15 protein-coding genes are annotated in these 19697 nt (G+C 35.4%); 10 read left to right on the top strand and 5 right to left on the bottom strand.

Annotated elements, in window-relative coordinates; translation table 11 throughout:
- Window positions 1-200: 200 nt before the first annotated feature.
- The 6 genes from KO509_RS07205 to KO509_RS07180 all read left to right on the top strand — a co-directional run bounded on the left by KO509_RS07205 (window position 201) and on the right by KO509_RS07180 (window position 6413).
- On the top strand, window positions 201-1235 hold the full coding sequence (locus KO509_RS07205; protein WP_215972615.1) for an ABC transporter substrate-binding protein: 1035 nt from the start codon (window positions 201-203) through the stop codon (window positions 1233-1235).
- Window positions 1232-1987: an ABC transporter permease subunit gene (locus tag KO509_RS07200; protein ID WP_215972614.1), complete on the top strand. Its 756-nt coding sequence runs from the start codon at window positions 1232-1234 to the stop codon at window positions 1985-1987. The genes KO509_RS07205 and KO509_RS07200 overlap by 4 nt, the downstream gene beginning before the upstream one ends.
- A complete protein-coding gene (locus KO509_RS07195) occupies window positions 1980-2780 on the top strand; it encodes an ABC transporter ATP-binding protein (RefSeq protein ID WP_215972613.1) in 801 nt (266 codons plus the stop codon). The genes KO509_RS07200 and KO509_RS07195 overlap by 8 nt, the downstream gene beginning before the upstream one ends.
- A gap of 17 nt (window positions 2781-2797) precedes the next feature.
- Complete coding sequence (locus tag KO509_RS07190; protein ID WP_215972612.1) at window positions 2798-4129, top strand: DUF3422 domain-containing protein; 1332 nt, start codon at window positions 2798-2800, stop codon at window positions 4127-4129.
- A gap of 234 nt (window positions 4130-4363) precedes the next feature.
- Window positions 4364-5545, top strand: a complete 1182-nt coding sequence (locus tag KO509_RS07185) for a porin (protein WP_215972611.1) — start codon at window positions 4364-4366, stop codon at window positions 5543-5545.
- A 196-nt stretch (window positions 5546-5741) separates the two neighbouring features.
- A complete protein-coding gene (locus tag KO509_RS07180) occupies window positions 5742-6413 on the top strand; it encodes a response regulator transcription factor (protein WP_215972610.1) in 672 nt (223 codons plus the stop codon).
- Between the two features lie 306 nt (window positions 6414-6719).
- On the opposite strand, the gene KO509_RS07175 is transcribed toward KO509_RS07180, so the two are convergent.
- Window positions 6720-7331, bottom strand: a complete 612-nt coding sequence (locus tag KO509_RS07175) for a PEP-CTERM sorting domain-containing protein (RefSeq protein ID WP_215972609.1) — start codon at window positions 7329-7331, stop codon at window positions 6720-6722.
- Between the two features lie 36 nt (window positions 7332-7367).
- Complete coding sequence (locus tag KO509_RS07170) at window positions 7368-11345, bottom strand: ExeM/NucH family extracellular endonuclease (RefSeq protein ID WP_215972608.1); 3978 nt, start codon at window positions 11343-11345, stop codon at window positions 7368-7370.
- A 199-nt stretch (window positions 11346-11544) separates the two neighbouring features.
- On the opposite strand from KO509_RS07170, the gene KO509_RS07165 reads away from it, so the two are divergent.
- The 3 genes from KO509_RS07165 (at window position 11545) to hppD (ending at window position 16698) form a co-directional block, all read left to right on the top strand.
- A complete protein-coding gene (locus tag KO509_RS07165) occupies window positions 11545-12924 on the top strand; it encodes an ATP-binding cassette domain-containing protein (protein ID WP_215972607.1) in 1380 nt (459 codons plus the stop codon).
- 561 nt (window positions 12925-13485) lie between these two features.
- Entirely contained in the window at window positions 13486-15342 is a 1857-nt protein-coding gene (locus KO509_RS07160) for a DEAD/DEAH box helicase (RefSeq protein WP_215972606.1), read from the top strand.
- Window positions 15343-15618: 276 nt separating this feature from the next.
- Entirely contained in the window at window positions 15619-16698 is a 1080-nt protein-coding gene (gene hppD / locus KO509_RS07155) for a 4-hydroxyphenylpyruvate dioxygenase (RefSeq protein ID WP_215972605.1), read from the top strand.
- A gap of 59 nt (window positions 16699-16757) precedes the next feature.
- On the opposite strand, the gene can is transcribed toward hppD, so the two are convergent.
- Both can and KO509_RS07145 read right to left on the bottom strand, forming a co-directional pair.
- Window positions 16758-17360 (bottom strand): carbonate dehydratase, encoded by a 603-nt coding sequence (gene can, locus KO509_RS07150; RefSeq protein ID WP_215972604.1) that lies wholly within the window; start codon window positions 17358-17360, stop codon window positions 16758-16760.
- A 359-nt stretch (window positions 17361-17719) separates the two neighbouring features.
- Window positions 17720-17911, bottom strand: a complete 192-nt coding sequence (locus KO509_RS07145) for a DUF2897 family protein (protein ID WP_215972603.1) — start codon at window positions 17909-17911, stop codon at window positions 17720-17722.
- A gap of 122 nt (window positions 17912-18033) precedes the next feature.
- On the opposite strand from KO509_RS07145, the gene KO509_RS07140 reads away from it, so the two are divergent.
- Window positions 18034-19200 (top strand): methyl-accepting chemotaxis protein, encoded by a 1167-nt coding sequence (locus KO509_RS07140; protein ID WP_215972602.1) that lies wholly within the window; start codon window positions 18034-18036, stop codon window positions 19198-19200.
- Between the two features lie 54 nt (window positions 19201-19254).
- On the opposite strand, the gene KO509_RS07135 is transcribed toward KO509_RS07140, so the two are convergent.
- Window positions 19255-19689 carry a hypothetical protein gene (locus KO509_RS07135; RefSeq protein ID WP_215972601.1) on the bottom strand — a complete coding sequence of 145 codons (435 nt, stop codon included), beginning with the start codon at window positions 19687-19689 and terminating at the stop codon, window positions 19255-19257.
- Window positions 19690-19697 lie beyond the last annotated feature (8 nt).

Below are 19697 nucleotides of genomic sequence, written 5' to 3'. Positions count from 1 at the left end.
GAAAATATGGAATACAGTTCAATACAGAGTATGACAATATTAACGTCATTTATTCCAGTGCTATTCAAATTGAACTACTTGTATTTATATTCAAATCATCTCGTTTTAAATGGGGAGTTATATGTATTGCATCTTGGGATGAACGTTAACTATTAACATTCAATTCTACTCAAGAAAAATTTTGAAATAGAGGGTTGAATATGAGTAAATGGTTAATTGGTATTACATTATGCATCTTCTTACCTTTTCATACTTTTGCTACCCCTGAAATACGAGTCGGTGTTTTAAAATATGGCACGGTCAACTGGGAAATAGCGGTGATCAAGCATCATCAGTTAGATAAAAAATATCAATTTAACTTAAAGGTAATGTCACTAGCGAGTAAAAACGCATCTGCAGTGGCGTTACAAGGTGATGCAGTTGATATTATTCTTAGTGATTGGCTTTGGGTAAATCGTCAACGATTTGAACAGAGAATGTACACTATATTTCCAACATCAATGGCAACAGGTGGACTTTATATTTCGGCTAATAGTAGCATCGCATCTTTAGTTGATCTTAAGGGAAAGAAAATAGGTATTGCAGGCGGTGCCGTTGATAAAAGTTGGTTATTGTTACAAGCGTATAGTAAGAAAAAATATAGCTTTGATTTAAATAATGAAACTAAGCCTACATTTGCGGTACCACCGTTATTAAATAGATTAATACTCCGTGGCGACTTAGCTGCTGCCATTAATTTTTGGCATTATGGCGCCAGACTAAAAGCGACAGGTTATAAGCAGTTAGTGACGATGAGGGACATGTTGACCGAATTTGGTATTGAAACTAACGTTCCTTTATTAGGATGGGTGTTTGATCAAGTATGGGCAAACGAACAGCCTGAAGCGGTTACTCGATTCTTATTAGCTTCACGAGAAGCCAAGCAGATACTCGTTTCATCTGATGGTGAATGGGATCGAATTCGACCGTTACTAAAGGCTGAGAATGATGAAGTTTTCACCGCATTAAAAAAAGATTACCGGTCAGGTTTATTAGGTGAGTTTGGTACAAAAGAAATGGAAGCGAGTGAACAAGTTTTCAATATATTGGCCGAGGAAGGCGGGCATGCTTTAGTGGGAAAAGCGACATCGTTAAGTGATGGGCTTTTTTGGCGACCTAGTCAGTTGGCCTATTTAATGAACCTTTCTACTATCAATACTGCTAATCTTTCCTCCGATCTTCCGAGGGTACAATGAAGCTCTTTTCATTGCTGTTTACTAAGCTTGGTGTTGTTTTTACTCTATGCGTGCTTTGGCAAAGCTTGGCTTGGGTAATTGCTAGCTCAGATTTTCCATCTTTATTGACAGTGCTGAAAAGTTTACATTTCCATTTAACTGAAGGGGAAATGGTAAGTAATCTTTTCATTACCTTAAAGCGTGCATTATTGAGTTTTATTATTGCTATGGTACTTGGTGGCTTAATTGGTATCTTGATGGGGATGAATTCGTTGGCTAATAAGCTTACAGATTCGTTGCTTATTATTATGCTTAATATTCCAGCCTTAGTGACCATATTGCTTTGTTATATTTGGATAGGTTTAGTAGAAACGGCTGCTATTACTGCTGTTGTTATCAATAAAGTACCAACAGTTGTTGTGATGATTAGAGAAGGTTCGAGAGCCGTTGATCAGAATTTACTAGCCGTAGCTAAAATTTATAAATTGTCACCGAGTAAAACTTTCTTTCGTGTTTTTTTACCTCAACTTTACCCCTTTATCATCGCTTCTGCGCGCTCTGGTTTGTCTTTAATTTGGAAAATAGTATTAGTGGTTGAACTGCTAGGGCGAAGCGATGGTGTTGGTTTTGCGCTTAATACTTTATTTCAGTTTTTTGATATTGCCGGAATCCTTGCATACACCATCGCCTTTGTCATTATTATATTAATCATTGAACTATTGTTCTTTAAGCCCTTTGATAAAATCGTCGCCAGAGGAAAACGTTTTGATTGAACTCAATGTTGCTATTAAAGATAAGTATTATGAAAATAGCGAAACTGCGGTATTGTCGCAGTTGGATTTTAAGGTCAATTCTGGCGAATTTCTTGCTATTATCGGTCCTTCAGGCTGTGGAAAAACTACGTTATTAAATATGATTAGCGGCCTTGAATCATGCGTGGGCCAGCATATTTCTTACAGCAGCAATTCAAGTGGTAATCGTTTTAAGAAAAATGACTTAGCAAGTGATTGCTCAAAAAGCGAATACTTAGAAAATGAACAGGCTAATCGTATTGGATATATCTTTCAACAACCAAGGTTAATGCCATGGCTGACCGTGAGAGAAAATATTGAATTGGTATTAGATCCTACACAGTTCAACAAAATTGAAGGGTTATTAGCAGAAGTTGGTTTAGCACAAAAAGGTGATTACTTTCCTAGCCAACTGTCTGGTGGAATGCAGCGACGGGTGAGTATTGCACGTGCTTTTGCGATCAACCCGCAATTACTGTTGTTAGATGAGCCATTTAACTCTCTTGATGCACCTACTGCAGGGCGATTACGAAAGCTACTACTTGATTTATGTCGAGAAAAAAAGACTACGGTTGTGTTTGTTACTCATGATTTACAAGAAGCTATTTATCTAGCAGATCGTATTATTTTCTTAAGCGATTCCCCTTGTACTATTATCCATGAGTCTATCATTAATTTTCCTAAACCTCGTACAGAGTCTGGCATTGCTGAATTAGAGTTTCAAGCAAAACTTACGAGGCAATTTCCCCTTTTACTAGCGGGTAAAATTGACTGATTTTTAGGAATGACTAAATGACATCTACTTTGTATACGGCACAGAAAAAAGCAAGGGTTAATCATTGTAATTCAACACGCGCAAGCATTGTGGTTTCTCCTCTACGACAACAAGTCTCACAAGAGTTACATAATAGGCCATCACCACAAGTTACTGTGCCATCATCGATAACACATATGGCTGTACGTTTAACAGCAAAGGATCAAGAACAAGAATATCAACAAATTTATTCTTTATGCCAACGCTATAATGTTAACCCTCCTAGCCGTGATGCAAGTTGTTATTATCAAGATTTTGGCGGTTTTGAATTACGTTGGGAACGTCATTTAGAGTTTTCAAGTTATAGTTTTATTCGTAAAGGGGTAGGGCAATACCTATTTGATGGTTATGCAACAGAGTTTGTGCCACAAGAGTGGTTTGATAATATTGTTGGTGAGTTAGTGAGTGCGGTTAACTTAGTCATTCATCAGGATGAAATATCGGAAGAAGTACTACACTGCGCTTTTGAAGGACATCAAATATTGGGGAGTAGTGTTGCTGACCATCGAGCAAATGTTTATGCTTCTTTTAGGGTACATAGTGATGGTTTTGACCGTATTATCATTCAAAGTAACTTACTCAATAGTTATCAAGCGGGTAGGCTTATACAACGCATGCTAGAAATACAAACCTATCAAGTCATGGCGTTATTGAGTTTACCTATAGCTCGCTCTTTGTCGCCTAAAGTAGCTCAAATGGAAAATGATTTAGTCGATATAAATCAAGAAATGGCAGGTGTGGGCGAAAAAAATGATAGTCAAATGCTAGATAAATTGTCAGATTTAGCAGGAAATACCGAGCAACTGATAGCGGATATTAGTTATCGTTTTAGTGCGACGAATGCTTACTATGAATTAGTGTGCTCTCGACTTGAACAGCTCAAAGAAACGGACATTGAAGGTTTTGAACGGATAAACGAATTTGTTACTCGACGCTTGAGTCCTGGAATTCGTACTTGTCAGGCATTATCTGTTCGTTTAGATGGACTAACTCGCCGAATTGCTCGAGCGAGTAGCTTGTTAAGGACTCGGGTTGATTTAACAATTGAGCAACAAAATCAACAATTATTATCTGCGATTAATCAACGTGGCAAAGTACAGCTTCGTTTACAACAAATGGTTGAAGGTGTTTCTGTTGCTGCAATGGCTTTTTATTTGATGGGCTTGTTAGATTATGTGCTTAATGCCGTGACTTTTTCAGGTTTTGAAGTTAATAAAACACTTGTCAAAGGCTTCTCAGTTCCTATTTTTTTACTGATAACTTGGTTATTTGTTCGACTTGCCATTCGTTATGTCAAAAAGCACCCATAAGTATATTTAAATAGTAAAGTAGCGTTAATTATCTGTAATATTAGGCTATTTATTTATATTACCGCAGGCTAATTAAATTACTTCCTACCTTTTCATCCGTACTCCTACTAAAGCACTAAGACTCTTACTTACGACTAAAGCACTGTTAATTTCGATAAGTTGACTCATTCTATTCGCTTAAAGTTATTTTTATGATGATTGAACTCTAATAACGATAAAAAAGGAAGCATGAAAATGACTAAACGATTCAAAACTAGCTTAATCACTGCGACATTAGCTATGGCAGCATTTAACTCAAATGCCGCCGTTGAAATATACAATAATGACGGGATAACCTTCAGCACTGACGGGTTAGTTAATGTATTTTACTCTAATAGCTCAATTGATAAAACTGATGCTACTGGGGTAGAAACAGATCGCACACAATCACGAGTTCGTACTGGTTTTTTGCCAAGTAATATCGGTTTTAATATCGCTAAACAACTTGATGATGTAAAAATCGCTATGCGTTCTTCATTTTGGGTTTCTCTAAGTGATACAGACAATGTACGTGATGAATCACCTGCTGATTTGGGTACTGGTTCATTAATCGACGTTCGTCAGTTTTATGCCACTATTAGCGGCGATTTCGGGGAAGTATTAATTGGTAAAGATTTTGGTTTATATAATCGTGCTAACATTCTTGGCGATGAACTTTTACTTGGTTTTGGTCAAACATCTGACTTTTTTGGCTTAGCTGATGGTAACAATGTTTCTTTTGGTAATATCGCAACAGGTTATACTTATCCAATGCCTAAATCACAAATTACTTATAGAACGCCTGATTTAAACGGTTTTCAATTAGCGGTTGCCATTATGGACCCTAATAAACTTGGTGCAGACTCTTCCGAAGATCTACCTCGTTTTGAAGCTGAATTAATGTATAGTACTAATTTTAATAATGATTCTTCATTAAAAGCTTGGGTTAGTGGGGTTACTCAGTCAAGTGAAATTAATGATGTTGAACATGATCAGACCGGCATTGGTTATGGTATTAATTACAAAATTTCAGGTTTATCACTAACCGCTTCCGGTTATAGTGCTGAAGGGTTAGGTCATGTTGCAGGTTTAGATCAAATCGTTGGACCAGACACAGTTGAAACTGAAGGCTATCTAATTCAGGCCGCTTATACCCTAAATGATAACCGTATAGTCTTAACTTATGGTGAATCAGAAACCAGTAATAGTGGTAATGTTGAAACTGTTGGTATTGTAGGTGATGCGACACACAGTAATACTGGTATTGCTTACTTTCGAACAATTCTTCCAGGCTTGACTGCCGTAGTTGAATATAATAATACTGAAGCAGATGCCACAGATTCTTTAATAGCTGAAGACAACAACACTTTCTCAATTGGTGCTGTGGTGACTTTTTAATGTCGTAATCTAGCTTAAGGAGTAGAAAAATATTCTGCTCCTTAAAAATCAAAGAGATAATATTTTAAACGAATATAGCGATTAAATTATTACTTTATATCTAAAAGATGAGTTTTCTACAACTTTAGGAGGGTTAACTAGTTGATAATAACCTGCTAGAGTCTAGTAGCTTACTCATTTTACGGTATTTTGCTTTATGTATAAAATCTTGGTTGCAGATGATCATCCGCTATTTAGAGATGCCATTGTTAATATTATTGGCATGAAATTTCCTGGGTCAACGACTTATGAAACTGAAGATATAGACTCTACACTTGCTTTTGTTAAAGATAATGATGAAATAGATTTAATACTTTTAGATTTAAATATGCCTGGTATGTCTGGCCTTAATGGTTTATTAGATTTACGTAATCAATGTCCGACAACGCCTGTTGTTATTGTTTCAGCAGAACAAGAAAAACAAAAGGTTTTGCAAACCCTATCATATGGCGCCGTGGGGTTTATTTCTAAATCATCGTCAAAAGATGTTATTGGTGAAGCGATAGAGAGTGTTTTTCAAGGTAATGTTTATTTACCTTCAGACATTATGCGCTCAGAAGCTACCACCACCACCACGACAACTGCCACTGCAAAAGAATATAAAGTTTTACCTGAAAATATCTCTTTACTCACTCGCCGAGAATTAATCGTGTTAAAGCATTTAACGAAAGGTGAAGCGAATAAACAAATTGCGTTCAATCTACATATTTCAGAAACAACGGTGAAATCGCATGTTTCATCTATTCTTAAGAAGTTAGGTGCCTCTAACCGAGTAAAAGTGGTGCTTGGTTGTAGTGATATCGACTTCAATCAATATTTAAAGCGCTAGTTTTGACTAGCGCTATTGGCTAACTCTCAAACTTATTTCACTTGGAAATTATTAATACCGATCTTACTAACTATGTGATCATTTCTGCTTGTTAAAATCACCAACGAAATCGTTATTTATTTATTTAATAATTAGAACAACTAGTTATTGAAATAAAGGCCTTATATTTGGCAATTTTTTTACGTATAAAATTGTTCACCTAATTAATGAAACTGGTATAACGTATACTTCAATACACGAAAAATAATCAAAAAAAAGCCCTTATCACCAAGATAAGGGCTTTAACTAATATAGATGAATGCTAAATTAGTTAACTTTTCTTTGCTTCATTATTAACATTAGCGCCATTAGAAGAAGCAGAATTGATGCTGGCTCTGGCACGTCAACAGGTTTAGTTGCTGTAATCACATAAGGCTTATAGTTATCGTCAATATCATTCGCTATATTGGTAAAATTATTGCCAAAAGCATCACCAAATAATATGTTTGATAAAATAAACTCACCTTCACCATTACTTAATACATTAAAGTTGATGCTAGCTAATACAAAGCTGCTTAAACCGTCTTGCGCTGTAAAAAGGTCGATTGATTGAGCGAAACTTAATTCGTTAATCGTTAAGCTATTTGTTTCTGTATCAATGGTTTGAAAAGAAGCAAAAGATGGGTCAACATCAAGTAAATTGCCAAAACTGGTTGAAGAATACTCAATTAAATCGTTACTCCAAGCGAACGAAAATTCAAATGATGCGAGTAACTTTTGAAAGCCTAAAGAATCGTCTTCAATATCAGTAAAGATAAAGTCGGCCGTTAATGTGTCACCCACTTGATAGCTATCTTGGTTTAAGTCGATGGTTAGTAAGGTTGCTTTACTACTTAACGAAACGAAAAGCATGGTTAGTAATAGTATTGTTTTTTTCATGATAATTTCCTGTATATTTTTTAATTAAGTTAATTGTTATTCTGCAGCGCAGCGTGAACGTGTACATAAAGACATAAGTGCTCTTACATCAAGACTATTAACAACATTGTCGTTATTGAAGTCATACTGGATATTACTTGCTGCACCGCTTCTAATCATGCTCAAAAATTGATTGATATCATTGATATCGATGTCATTATCGCCATCAAAATCACCGGCTAACTCAACTTGACTAGTTAAATTAAGCGAAATAATAACAGGATCATGATCTGAAGAGCGGTAAGCATCTTCAGCGAAGTATGTTGATAGTTGCTCAGATGATTTATATTCGGTGTTATAATCGAAAATTGCTGGCTCATCAGCATTGATATGCCAAACAGTAGTGTCAGCCACTTGGCTTGCTAATTCGCTACTTGCTAGAGCATGATCTAGGTAGCCAATTTCTCCGCCAAAGCTATAAGAATATCCAGCAGATCCCATATGCTCAGCCACTAGGTTTTGGTATCCTTTAGCGGTTATCGCGTTGATCGGATCTTCTTTACCGTAAGCATTTAAATCACCGATAATAAGGAAGTCATTATCTGTTGAACCCGTTGGATTAGTACTTAACCAGTCTACTAAGGCACTACCTGCTTGTGTTCTTAATTCATTCCAACAGCCTTGACCATCACCGTTATCAAGGTTATTTCCTGAGGCACTGCCACAACTGCCTTTTGACTTAAAGTGATTTACCGCAATAGTTAAGGCTTCATCAGTTGAAATTTCTTTGAAAGTTTGTACCAGTGGTTGACGGTTACCGAAATCAAATGGGCTATCATCTGTAGTGATTGCATCACCAACTAATGCTACCGTTGCTGGTTTATAAATTAAACCTACAGTAATTGCATCTTCACCAATACCAGCTTGATTCATACGAACGTAGTTATATGTACCTTCGCCTAATTGATTATTTAGCTGTTGTACAAGCTCAGCAATAGCACTATTACTTTCAAAGCCATCATTCTCAATCTCCATTAGACCTACAATATCAGCATTAATATCAGCTAACGCCGAGACTATTTTGCTACTTTGACGAACAAATTCTTCTAAAGTATCAGCACCTCGTTCTGTAGGGAAACCCTCACCAGTACCGTCGCCATTAAAGTAATTTAACACGTTAAAACTTGCTACTTTTAAAGTACCAGTATTTGCAATTTCAGGTTGTGATGTTCTAGCATTACTATTAATAAACTGTGGTGTAATTGTAGGTAAAACACGATACTCACTGAAACTATAATCAATAATACCGGTTAAATCAGAAACTGAATCACCTAAACGTAAAGTATTTTGATAGGTTAATCCAGGTGCCGGAAATGGTACATTATCAGGGTTTTGAGCATTATTGATATCATCTAACGTGATACGGTTTCGGCTATTCTTGTCGGCTAAATTGATAGCTTGCTCACTTCCTGCATCATAGATGTTGGTAGGAATAATTAAGCGTCCATTAGACAAAGTTAATTGACCGTATCTACCTAAATAATATGTATCACTTACTTTTAGCGTTTCAGGGAAGGTAACCAGCATGCCTTCTACTGTTTCCCAGTAGCTAATGGCTGATACTGGTAAAGATACTGAAGTTGTTAATACAGGTTCACCTACGCCACAATCAATAAAGTCAGATGTTGCAGTTAATTGCGTACGGTCATAGCTTTCAGTGACACTGCCATTAACTCTTACTTTATTACCTACTGTTGGGAAGTTACTAATGCCGTTAAAGTAAACAAAAATAGCTTCAGAAGTCATAGGATCATTATCGTTGTCGCTTGCTTCTTCTTGAACAAAGTAACCTGAAGAGTCTTGTAATACCGAAGTAACAGTACCTTCAATAGTTTTTATTTGGCCAGTAAATGGAGATTCACTACTCGTTCCTTGAATGCTACTAATGAGATCTGCGTTATCTCCGCACATTCCTATTACAGGTTCTTCAATTGGATCTGTTGGATCTGTCGGATCGGTAGGATCTGTTGGGCCAGTATTAGATAAATGAGAGCCTAAATTTGTAAAAGTATCTTTAGCGTGTACATCCCATTGTGCCGTTGTTACGAATTCATCTGTGCGATCCGTATCACCAGATGTTATAGAAGATGAGCGTACTAGGGTAGTATCTTTGCCCCAATTTTCTTTAACACCATAAATACCAACTGTATCGATAATATTATTGCCATGAACAAGTTCGATGTAGTCGTCACCGTTAAAATTAATAGCACTAACAAAATGATCAATGTAAGGTACTAAAGCACTATCATCAGTGATTTGAGAAGAACCCAGTACTACCACATCTTTTGCTAATAATTCACCCGTTAATGTGTAGCTACTTGTTGCTGTTGTACTACCATTTGAATAAAGTTTGAATTGATAATCTGTTAACGAAATCGTTGAATCAGTTGGGTTATAAATCTCAACTGCTTTATTAAAGCTAGAGCCTTCTACGTATTCAGAGAAAAAGAGGTTATTAGTTGGCACTGTTGGCTCAACTGGGTCTACTGGATCAATAGGGTCAACAGGGTCTACCGGCTCAACATCTGAGCATGATGTACCATAAATGATTGAAATCCATTCTGGGTTGTCGATAAACGGGTTACGATTTCCTTGAAATTCATAAATTTTGTTATTTCGGTTAATTTCAAATTCATCAACAGGATCGGCATCACTCCATGATAAAAGAGTGCATAATTTACCTAACTTTGGTTCACCAGTAGTCGTTAATGTTTCGCTAACTTGTAAATCAGGTGTGATAGAGTCTAAACCTGCATAACGCATATCCATATATAAAACGATACGAGCTACATCACCTTTTACTGCATCCCTTGGTTCAAAAGAATCATCATCAACACGGTTTTCTGGTGATTCAGCTAAAGCAGAGTCACTATTATCAAAATCTAAATTACCTCTTGATGCGTTAACCGATATATCAGTAGGTCTTAAATGATGAATATCTGAATAGGCAAGTGCACTAGAGCTTGGGAAGCCATGACTTTTTGCCCAAACATGTTCGCGATTCCAGTTATCAGGGTTTGTAGATTGTGAGCCACTACCATTTGAATGTTTTGCTTTTGAAATGCCACGATAAAATAAAATAACATTATCAGCATTTAACGGATCTTCATCCGTTACTGTCAACGCTGTCCATGCTTCTGAATAAGTGAGTTGTTTGTGGTTGGTTGAAATTACTTCATTGATGTTCGTTCTAATAATATCAACACTTTGTTCTGAATTTATTGCGCTGATAACTGGCGCATAATAAGTAGCAGCATCAAAATCTGCAGCATTTTCTATTTTGCTTAAGTCAGGACAATTAAAGCAGGCGTTCGTAATGATAGTAGTATCGTTGTCATCGTTGCTAGCTTCATCATCAACCCCTGAGGTAACTAATACATTATCTAACCTGATGTATTCAGCAGCAGAATTATTCGACATAGATACTTTTAATTGTAGAGTACTGCCTTCAGGAATTGCTTGTGTAATTTCAGCTGAGGTAAAGTCGTCAATTAATGTATGATTATCATCACCATTGCCTTGCCAATTTTCTATTTTGACAAAGGGAGCATTATCTAATGAGTATGAAAGGTCAAAAAAGTCTGCTGATTCTAGCGTTCCATCTTCTTCAGCCAATACGGATATATTTATGTCACGTTTGCCTTCAATATTAATAGGCTCTGATAACCAGTCTACTGTCCCGTCAACATCTCTAGCCTCAAGTTTGCCATTGGTGACTTTAAACCAGTCACTATCATCTGCTAAATCTGCATTACTTACATCGATTGACCAGCGCGTAACATCATTCATATTAAGCGTATCAAAAATGGCACCTTTAGTGTCTAATGCTATGTCATTAAAGTCTTCTGCCCATAATGTTTCAGCACTTAACGCACTGTGGGTGACAAAGCTTGATGCAACGCAGAGGGCTATCAAGCTTAAATTTATTGTACCAGAGCCGAGAAGTCGACTTGTTTTTACCTTATTCGTTATCATTTAATATCTCCAAGTGTGTAATCATTATTTTTAAAAACTAACCTGATTTTGAACCTTAAATGTTACATTAATGTTAAAAAACAGTAAGAATATGATTAAAGTTGACCAGATAGTCAATAGATAACGCTTAAATCATTACTTTTAATGATTTATAATAGTTTTTATTTCAACCATCGACTCTTTAGGTTTCAACATTACCATGATAGAAATAACTAACTTTAAGCATGACAACCTCAGTATTAAACAATGGAAAATGACTGAGAATGAAACTTGGTGTGTATTGGGAAGAAATGGCTCTGGCAAAGAGTACCTTGATCAATTATTAACTGGAGAATTATTTGATTACTCAGTCGATCATTTTCACTTACCTAAGTCGAATAAAGTTGGAATTGTTTCTTTTGAAGCACAACAAGTTATATATGAAAATGAATTAAAAATGGATGCGACCGATTTTAATGATAGTAATGATATTGGTACGCAAGCGAAAAACTTTCTTCCTCAAGACAAGTTAACTGACCCATTAATCGCTCAATTTGGTTTAGAACATAAATTAGAAAGTGGTTATCGACAACTTAGTACTGGGGAAGGGCGAAAGTTACTTATTTTACAAGCAATACTTAGTGGTGTGGATTTACTGGTATGTGATAACCCATTTGACAGTTTAGATGAAGCTTCATGTGACGCTTTATCAACAATATTAGCATTATTACCGCAACAAAATATTAATGTATTACTAATTTTAAGTAATCGTCAAGACATTCCTACCTGGTGCCAGAAAGTTGCTTTTATTGAACGAGGACAACTTGATGTTATAGGCGAATTTGACAATGAAGAAACAAAACGTCAATTAGATGCGTTGCTTACACCGAAACCTGATAACCTTGAATGGCCACCATCGATTAAGTCATTGTCTGACTATGAACACCCATACATAGTTAAATTAACTAATGGTAAAGTACATTATGGTGGCGTTAATGTATTTGAAAACTTAGACGTTACGATAAAGCCCTTACAGCATACTTTAATAACAGGTAAAAATGGTAGCGGAAAATCAACATTAATGCAGCTTATAACGGGTGATTGTACACAGTGTTATAGCAATGATATTGAAGTGTTAGGCTTTAAACGTGGCTCAGGTGAAAGTATCTGGCAACTAAAAGAACATATGGGCATTGTTAGTTCAGAGTTTCATCGGCAATATCGAGTAAAAGGAGAGCTCTTAACTGTAGTTTTATCCGGTTTTTTTGATTCTGTAGGTTTATATCAAAAACCGGAGAACTACCAGATTGATATAGCTCGAAAGTGGCTGGATATGGTGGGGTTATTGTCATGTCAGCATGCTATGTTTCAAGAGTTAAGTTATGGTGAACAGCGATTAGCTTTAATTGCTAGGGCGCTTGTGAAATCACCTTATTTATTAATATTAGATGAGCCGACACAAGGTTTAGATGAAATTAATCGCCATCGAGTACTTAACTTTTTAGAAATATTGGTCCAACAAAAACATAGTACTTTAATATTAGTGAGCCATCGAAAAGATGAGCATTTACCTATCTTTACACAGCATATCAGGTTATAAATCTTTCAGTTATTAGGCGATTACTATCAGATAATCTCAAGTTATATTAATAGATTTATTAATATAACTTGTAAACTGGTATGCTTTGTGTATAATGCGCATCCTCGATGAAGGGATGTTGATTCTACTGATTACTATATATTTTTATATCGCAGTAAAGTCGACAAAATGATAGATAACACTTAATTTATAAAATAGTGTTTAGCTTATTGGTAATATTCTTAAAGAAAGAATTTTATAAAACTAATAAGCTCATCGATATGAGTAGGGGTTTTCCGCCCAATAGACTTGCCCAGCTGAACATTTCGTTTTCAGCAGAAATATAGCGTTCCTACGCTATGCGCTTTAAGTCTTCCTGGTGGTTTCCTCGTATGATATACGCAGGTTAAGACTTAGCAATTTAAAATTTATTCAATTCAGTATACTTTCCATAACAATGTTATGTGTGAAGGTGATCTATTCTTTGTTCTTTATTTTTTGCTAATTTTTCTTTATTAGAAGTCTTTATATAAGTGTCTTAGAGATACTCTAAACACCTGCCTTAAAATGATGATATTTAAAATGACTGAACAAAAAAACACAGAAAAAAATAATGAACAATCTCCTGTAGCACTAGATAAAGTTGCTGTTAGTTTTGATTCTTTAGGTTTACCGCAAGACTTATTAACAGCGGTTCTTTCTATTGGTTTCACTTCTGCTACTGGTATTCAAGCACAAACTATTCCGCCTTTATTGGCAGGCAAAGATGTTTTAGGTGAAGCACAAACGGGTACTGGTAAAACGGCTGCGTTTGGTTTACCTGCATTAGCTAAAGTAGACACTTCAATTAAAAAACCACAATTAATGGTTTTAGCACCAACACGCGAATTGGCTATGCAAGTAGCAGAAGCTATTGAATCTTTTGGTAAAAATATGAAAGGTTTACGTGTTGCTACATTATATGGCGGCCAGTCTTATGGCCCACAATTTCAACAATTAGAGCGTGGTGCGCAAGTTGTTGTTGGCACACCAGGCCGTTTAATGGATCATTTACGTCGTAAAAGCCTTAAATTAGATGATCTAAAAGTATGCGTACTTGATGAAGCCGATGAAATGTTAAACATGGGCTTTTTAGAAGACATTCAGTGGATTTTAGATCACTTACCTAAAACGACACAAATGTGTTTATTCTCTGCAACTATGCCTCCGGCCATTCGTAAAATAGCGAATCGCTTCTTAAAAGATCCTGAGCATATTAAAATTGCAGCGGTTAAAAAAGCAAAAGCTAATATTACACAATATGCGTGGAAAGTAGGTGGCATCACTAAAATGACTGCTTTAGAGCGTATTGCTGAAATTGTTGATTACGATGCAATGATAATTTTTGTACGCACACGTAATGATACTGTTGATGTTGCTGAAAAATTAGAGCGTGCTGGCTATCCAGCATTAGCCCTTAATGGTGATCTTAACCAAGCGCAACGTGAGCGTTGTATTGATCAAATGAAATCAGGTAAGTCGTCAATATTGGTAGCGACAGATGTTGTTGCTCGTGGATTAGATATTCCACGTATTTCTTTAGTGATTAACTATGATTTACCTGGTGATCATGAAGCTTATGTTCATCGTATTGGCCGTACAGGCCGTGCGGGTCGTGAAGGCATGTCAATTGCTTTTGTTCGTCCACGTGAAATGTATTCATTACGTCACTATGAGCGTTTAACTTCCGGTACAGTGAATATGTATGAGTTACCAAACATACAAGAGTTAGGTAAAAAACGTATTGAACGTGCTCGTGATGAAATAGCTAAAATTATTGAGTCAACAGAATTAGCAAGTATACGTGAAATTGTTGAAGCAATGGCAAGTGAATCTGATATGTCTATGACAGATCTAGCGGCAGCGTTAATATATCAAAAGCAGTTAAAGCAGCCATTCCAACCGAAAGAAGATCCTAAACCACGCCGTGACGCTCGTTCAGATAGTCGCTCAGAAGGTCGTGGTGATCGCAATGGTCGTGATAGAAATGACCGTGGTAGAGATTCTCGTCGTGATGCACGATCAGATAGTCGAGGCGATCGTAATGGTCAACGTGGTTCACGTGATGAAAAGCCGCGTAAAGCAAAAGTAGATCGTAATGATGTAGATTGGCAGACTTACCGCTTAGAAGTTGGTAAAGAGCACGGTGCTCGTCCAGGTGATATTGTTGGCGCAATTGCGAATGAAATATCATTAGATAGCAGCTATATTGGTGCTATAAACTTGCATGACAAGCACAGTTTCGTACAGTTACCTAAAGGTATCCCAGATGATTTATTTAAACAATTAAAAGGTGTACGTGTACGTCGTCAACCATTAGCTATTACAGCTTCAGAAGAACAAGTTGAAAGACAACAAGCACCACGTCGTCGTAGTGAACGTTCACAACGTCAAAACTAATTTGTAGTAATTTATTACGTAGCAAAAGGCGCTTTTAAGCGCCTTTTTTATTGTCTGTAAATAATTAAATACATCCTCTATTAAGCCTCTATATAGGTTTGCTTTCTATTTGTACTATTTCTATTAAATTTAACGTAAATATTCATTTACGTACACTTTGCTTTTGCTATTTATCATAGGCTTCCGTAAAGGCTAAATCCTCTAGATAATGAAGTTATAACAATAAGCACCTTACCTTATAAGGTGTAAATATTTCAAAAATGAAGAGATGATAAAATGAATAGCACAACGTTAATCAATCATAATCCGTTAAAACTATGTGGTATAGAATTTATTGAATTTGCTAGTCCTGATTCTGATTTTATGGAGCAGGTTTTCTATGGTTTTGGTTTTTCAAAGATTAAAAAATTTAAAGGTCGTGATATTGATTATTTTAATCAACATGATATTCATTTTTTGCTTAATAAAGAAATAAAAGGTTTTTCAAACGAGTTTGCTAAAAATCATGGACCTGCTATTTGTTCTATGGGGTGGCGTGTTGATGATGCTGACTTTGCTTTTCAAGAAGCACTTAAGCGAGGTGCTAAGTCAGCTAAAAATGAAATAGGTAAGTTACCTTACCCGGCTATTTTTGGGATTGGAAAAAGCTTAATATACTTTATAGATAATTTTGCCAAAGAAGAGCGCAATAATAGTAAAAATAAAGGTTATATATATGATGTCGATTTTGATTCACATGATTCACCTGTTTTAGTAGAGGAAAAAGGCTTTTTAGCTGTCGATCATTTAACAAATAATGTTTATCAAGGCACTATGGATATATGGGCTGATTTTTATAAAGATATTTTTGGATTTACTGAAGTACGTTATTTTGATATTAAAGGTATTAAAAGTGCCCTTATTTCTTACGCACTGCAATCCCCTTGTGGAAAGTTTTCTATCCCTATTAATGAAGGCAAAGGGAATAATAATAATCAAATTGATGAATATTTGGATGAATACAATGGTCCAGGAGTTCAGCACCTAGCTTTTATCACTGATGATTTAGTAAGCTCTTTAGATAAGTTAGATCGTAATATCGTTGAAACATTGCATATTGTGCCAGAGTATTATGATGAAATATTCAATCGTGTTCCTTGGGTTAAAGAAGATAAAGAAAAAATTAAAGCACATCAAATATTGGTTGATAGCCAAGCTGAAAATACTTATTTACTTCAAATATTTACTAAAAACTTGTTTGGACCTATTTTTATTGAAATGATCCAACGAGTTGATGATCAAGGTTTTGGAGAAGGGAATTTTTCAACCTTATTCAAATCTATTGAGTTAAATCAAATGGAGCGAGGCACGTTATAAACCTTGCAGTTTTTTGTTAACAGGATGATTTAGATTAGTTAATCATCCTGTTAAAGGTTTTATTTATTACCACTTACAGAAACATTTAAGTCTTTTAATATACCATCGCGTAAATTATAAACAACACCATGTACAGTTACATTTTGTTTAGCAAGCCAAGCACTACGTAATATGGTTGTATTTGAAATATTAGCAACTTGTTCAATAACATTAAGCTCGCAAAGTAAATCAATGCGCTCTGCTTCACTTTTAACATTATTTAATTTCTCTTGGTTAAAGCGATAAACATCTTGTATATGGCGTAACCAATTATCAATTAAACCATGGCTTTCATCATGATAAGCCGCATGAATACCACCACAACCATAATGACCACAAACAATAATGTCTTTTACTTTTAAAATTTCTACAGCAAATTGGATTACCGATAAGCAATTAAGATCTGAATGAACAACTTGGTTGGCAATATTACGATGAACAAATACTTCTCCTGGTAGCATGCCCAATAATTCATTTGCAGGCACGCGAGAATCTGAACAACCTATCCATAAATATTGTGGTGATTGTTGCTCAGAAAGACTTTTGAAAAAAGTAGGGTTGTCTGCTGTGATTTTGTCAGCCCATTGTTTATTATTTTCAAATAAATGTTTTATTGTGCTCATATAGTGGTTTTATATTGATGTAAGGTAAGTTGCTAGCATTTTATGGTAATAACTAATTGAGTAAAAGGTATTTATGGTATTACCAGTAGAATAATAGTGAGGGGTAATATTAACTGAATATAATTGCCTAGTTAACCTGAACTCGGTTTAAGATGTTTTTAATTTATTGAAATTATTAATAATATAACCATATTTTATACTCTAACTTGATAATTTTTCTTAATTCAAGGACAATTTCGCGTCAATAGCTAGTCTATTGCAAGTAAATTTAACGATGAAGTAAGGAAAAACTACTGTTAGAGAAAGAAATATTAAACCGAGCTTCGACATAGTTACAATGTTAACTATGTCGATACAGATTAACTATTTATCTTTTTCTCTTCTTCTTCTTCTTCTTCTTCTTCTTTGTCTAGCTCTTCATTACGTTTCTTAATTTTTTCTAGTTGTTCTGGGGTTAAGTTAAATTTTTGAGCAGATTTTTTTATAAAATATACGCTACCTATTATTGAACCTAATGCGATAACCGTTATAACGATTCCAAATAATGACATAAAACCTCTTTGTTGAATTTTATCCTAGTCGCCATTGTTAAATAGTAATAGTAAAACAGCTTTTTAACAGGTAACTTATCTTATTAAATAAAACATAATAATAAGTATGGCTGGATATATATATGAATAAAAATTTAAGTACAAAGCTTATCTTACCTATGATAATAGTAGGGTTGCTCTTTGTTTTAGTTATTTTATTTTTACCCGATTCGTTAAGTAAATATAACGTATTAGCCATGATAATTATACTTGTTATAACGCAAGTTACAGTGAGTGCTGCTTTTTTTTCAAAACAAGTAACAGCTCGTATTGTTAATTTGCAAAACTACTTAGCTTTAGTTGTCAGTACTGAACAAGCACCTTCAGACCCTTTAACCGATGCAATTGATGATGATTTTGGCAAGGTAGCAAATGAACTAAGTGGGTTTATCGTCGGTTTAGCTGATGTTATTAGTGATATTCGTAGTAAATCAGAACAATTAAATCAGGGTGCTATTACCTTGACAGCTCAAATAAAAAAATCGGTTTGCTCTGTCGATAAGTCGGTTAATCAAATTGAGCAAATGGCGATTTCAATTGAAGAGGTTGTGAATACCTCTTCAATTTTAACAACGAATACGGATCAAGTGAGTAATACTACCAATGTTGTTATGGATATATTGAATCAAGGGATCTCATCTTCTAACCTTAATCAAGACACCAGTGAATCGTTTGCTAAAGAAGTAGACAGTATGACTAAAGATTTAGTACTTTTAAAAGAAGAGAGTGCTCATATTGGCTCTGTGTTAGATGTTATTCGAGGTATTGCAGATCAAACTAATTTACTGGCGCTTAATGCAGCCATTGAGGCGGCTAGGGCAGGTGAGCAAGGTCGAGGTTTTGCTGTTGTTGCTGATGAAGTAAGAGCACTTGCGCATAGAACTCAACAAGCTACTGTTGAAATTCAGTCTATGGTTGAAGGTTTACAAGATAAAACAGCAAATGCTGTCGCCGCGGTTACCCGAGGGCAAACTTTATCTCAACATAGTTTATCTCAATCGACAGAGGTTGTTAGTGCATTAACACAAATTAAGCAGTCATTTGAAGAAGTCGACTGTTTAACCTCTCAAATAGCTCAAAGCACTCAAGCACAGCAAAGTTCAACGGTTTCCATCAATGATAATATGGTTGCAGTATTATCCCTTAGTAGGGATGTAAATGAAGGACTTGCTTTTGTTGCCGAACATGCAAACCTACAACAGCAAACATCTACAGAGGTAGATATTACATTAAACCGAGTTTGTGTTTAATATTTATTGGCGAGCAAGATAAGTATTCTATCTATATAGGTTTCACTAATAATGTTAAAAAGGATCTTTCAATATTTTATCGATAATCCACTGATTTCTATCGTTTTGAATCAAAGATAGGCGTTTAACATCTTTGATATTATCTTCACCTTGATAGCCAGATAAATAGACAGTTACGATCGCTTTATCTTTAAATATTTCTCTGATTTTCATGCCAGAATCATCAGGCTTTATTTCTGTAACCTTATCATATGGCATGTTAAATAAGTGCCTAGCAACTGACTGTGGTGTTTTATAGTGTAAGAGTAAACGTGCTAATTTAGGTGAGCAAACCGAAGCAGCTTTCTTAATATTTTTCTCATTGTATATTGCTTCAAAAAAAGCAATTGTGACAAGTTTTGGATCATCAAGGTCGTTAATTTTGTCTTCATCGCTACAAGCTGGAAGAAAAATGATAAACATGAATATTAAAGAAAGTGTCTTATACATAAAGTAAA

Origin of the sequence: Colwellia sp. C2M11 (assembly GCF_018860915.1) — a bacterium.
Lineage (GTDB): Bacteria > Pseudomonadota > Gammaproteobacteria > Enterobacterales > Alteromonadaceae > Colwellia.
Note: the sequence above shows the minus strand (reverse complement) of the source record. Positions and strands in the feature narration are given on the sequence as shown.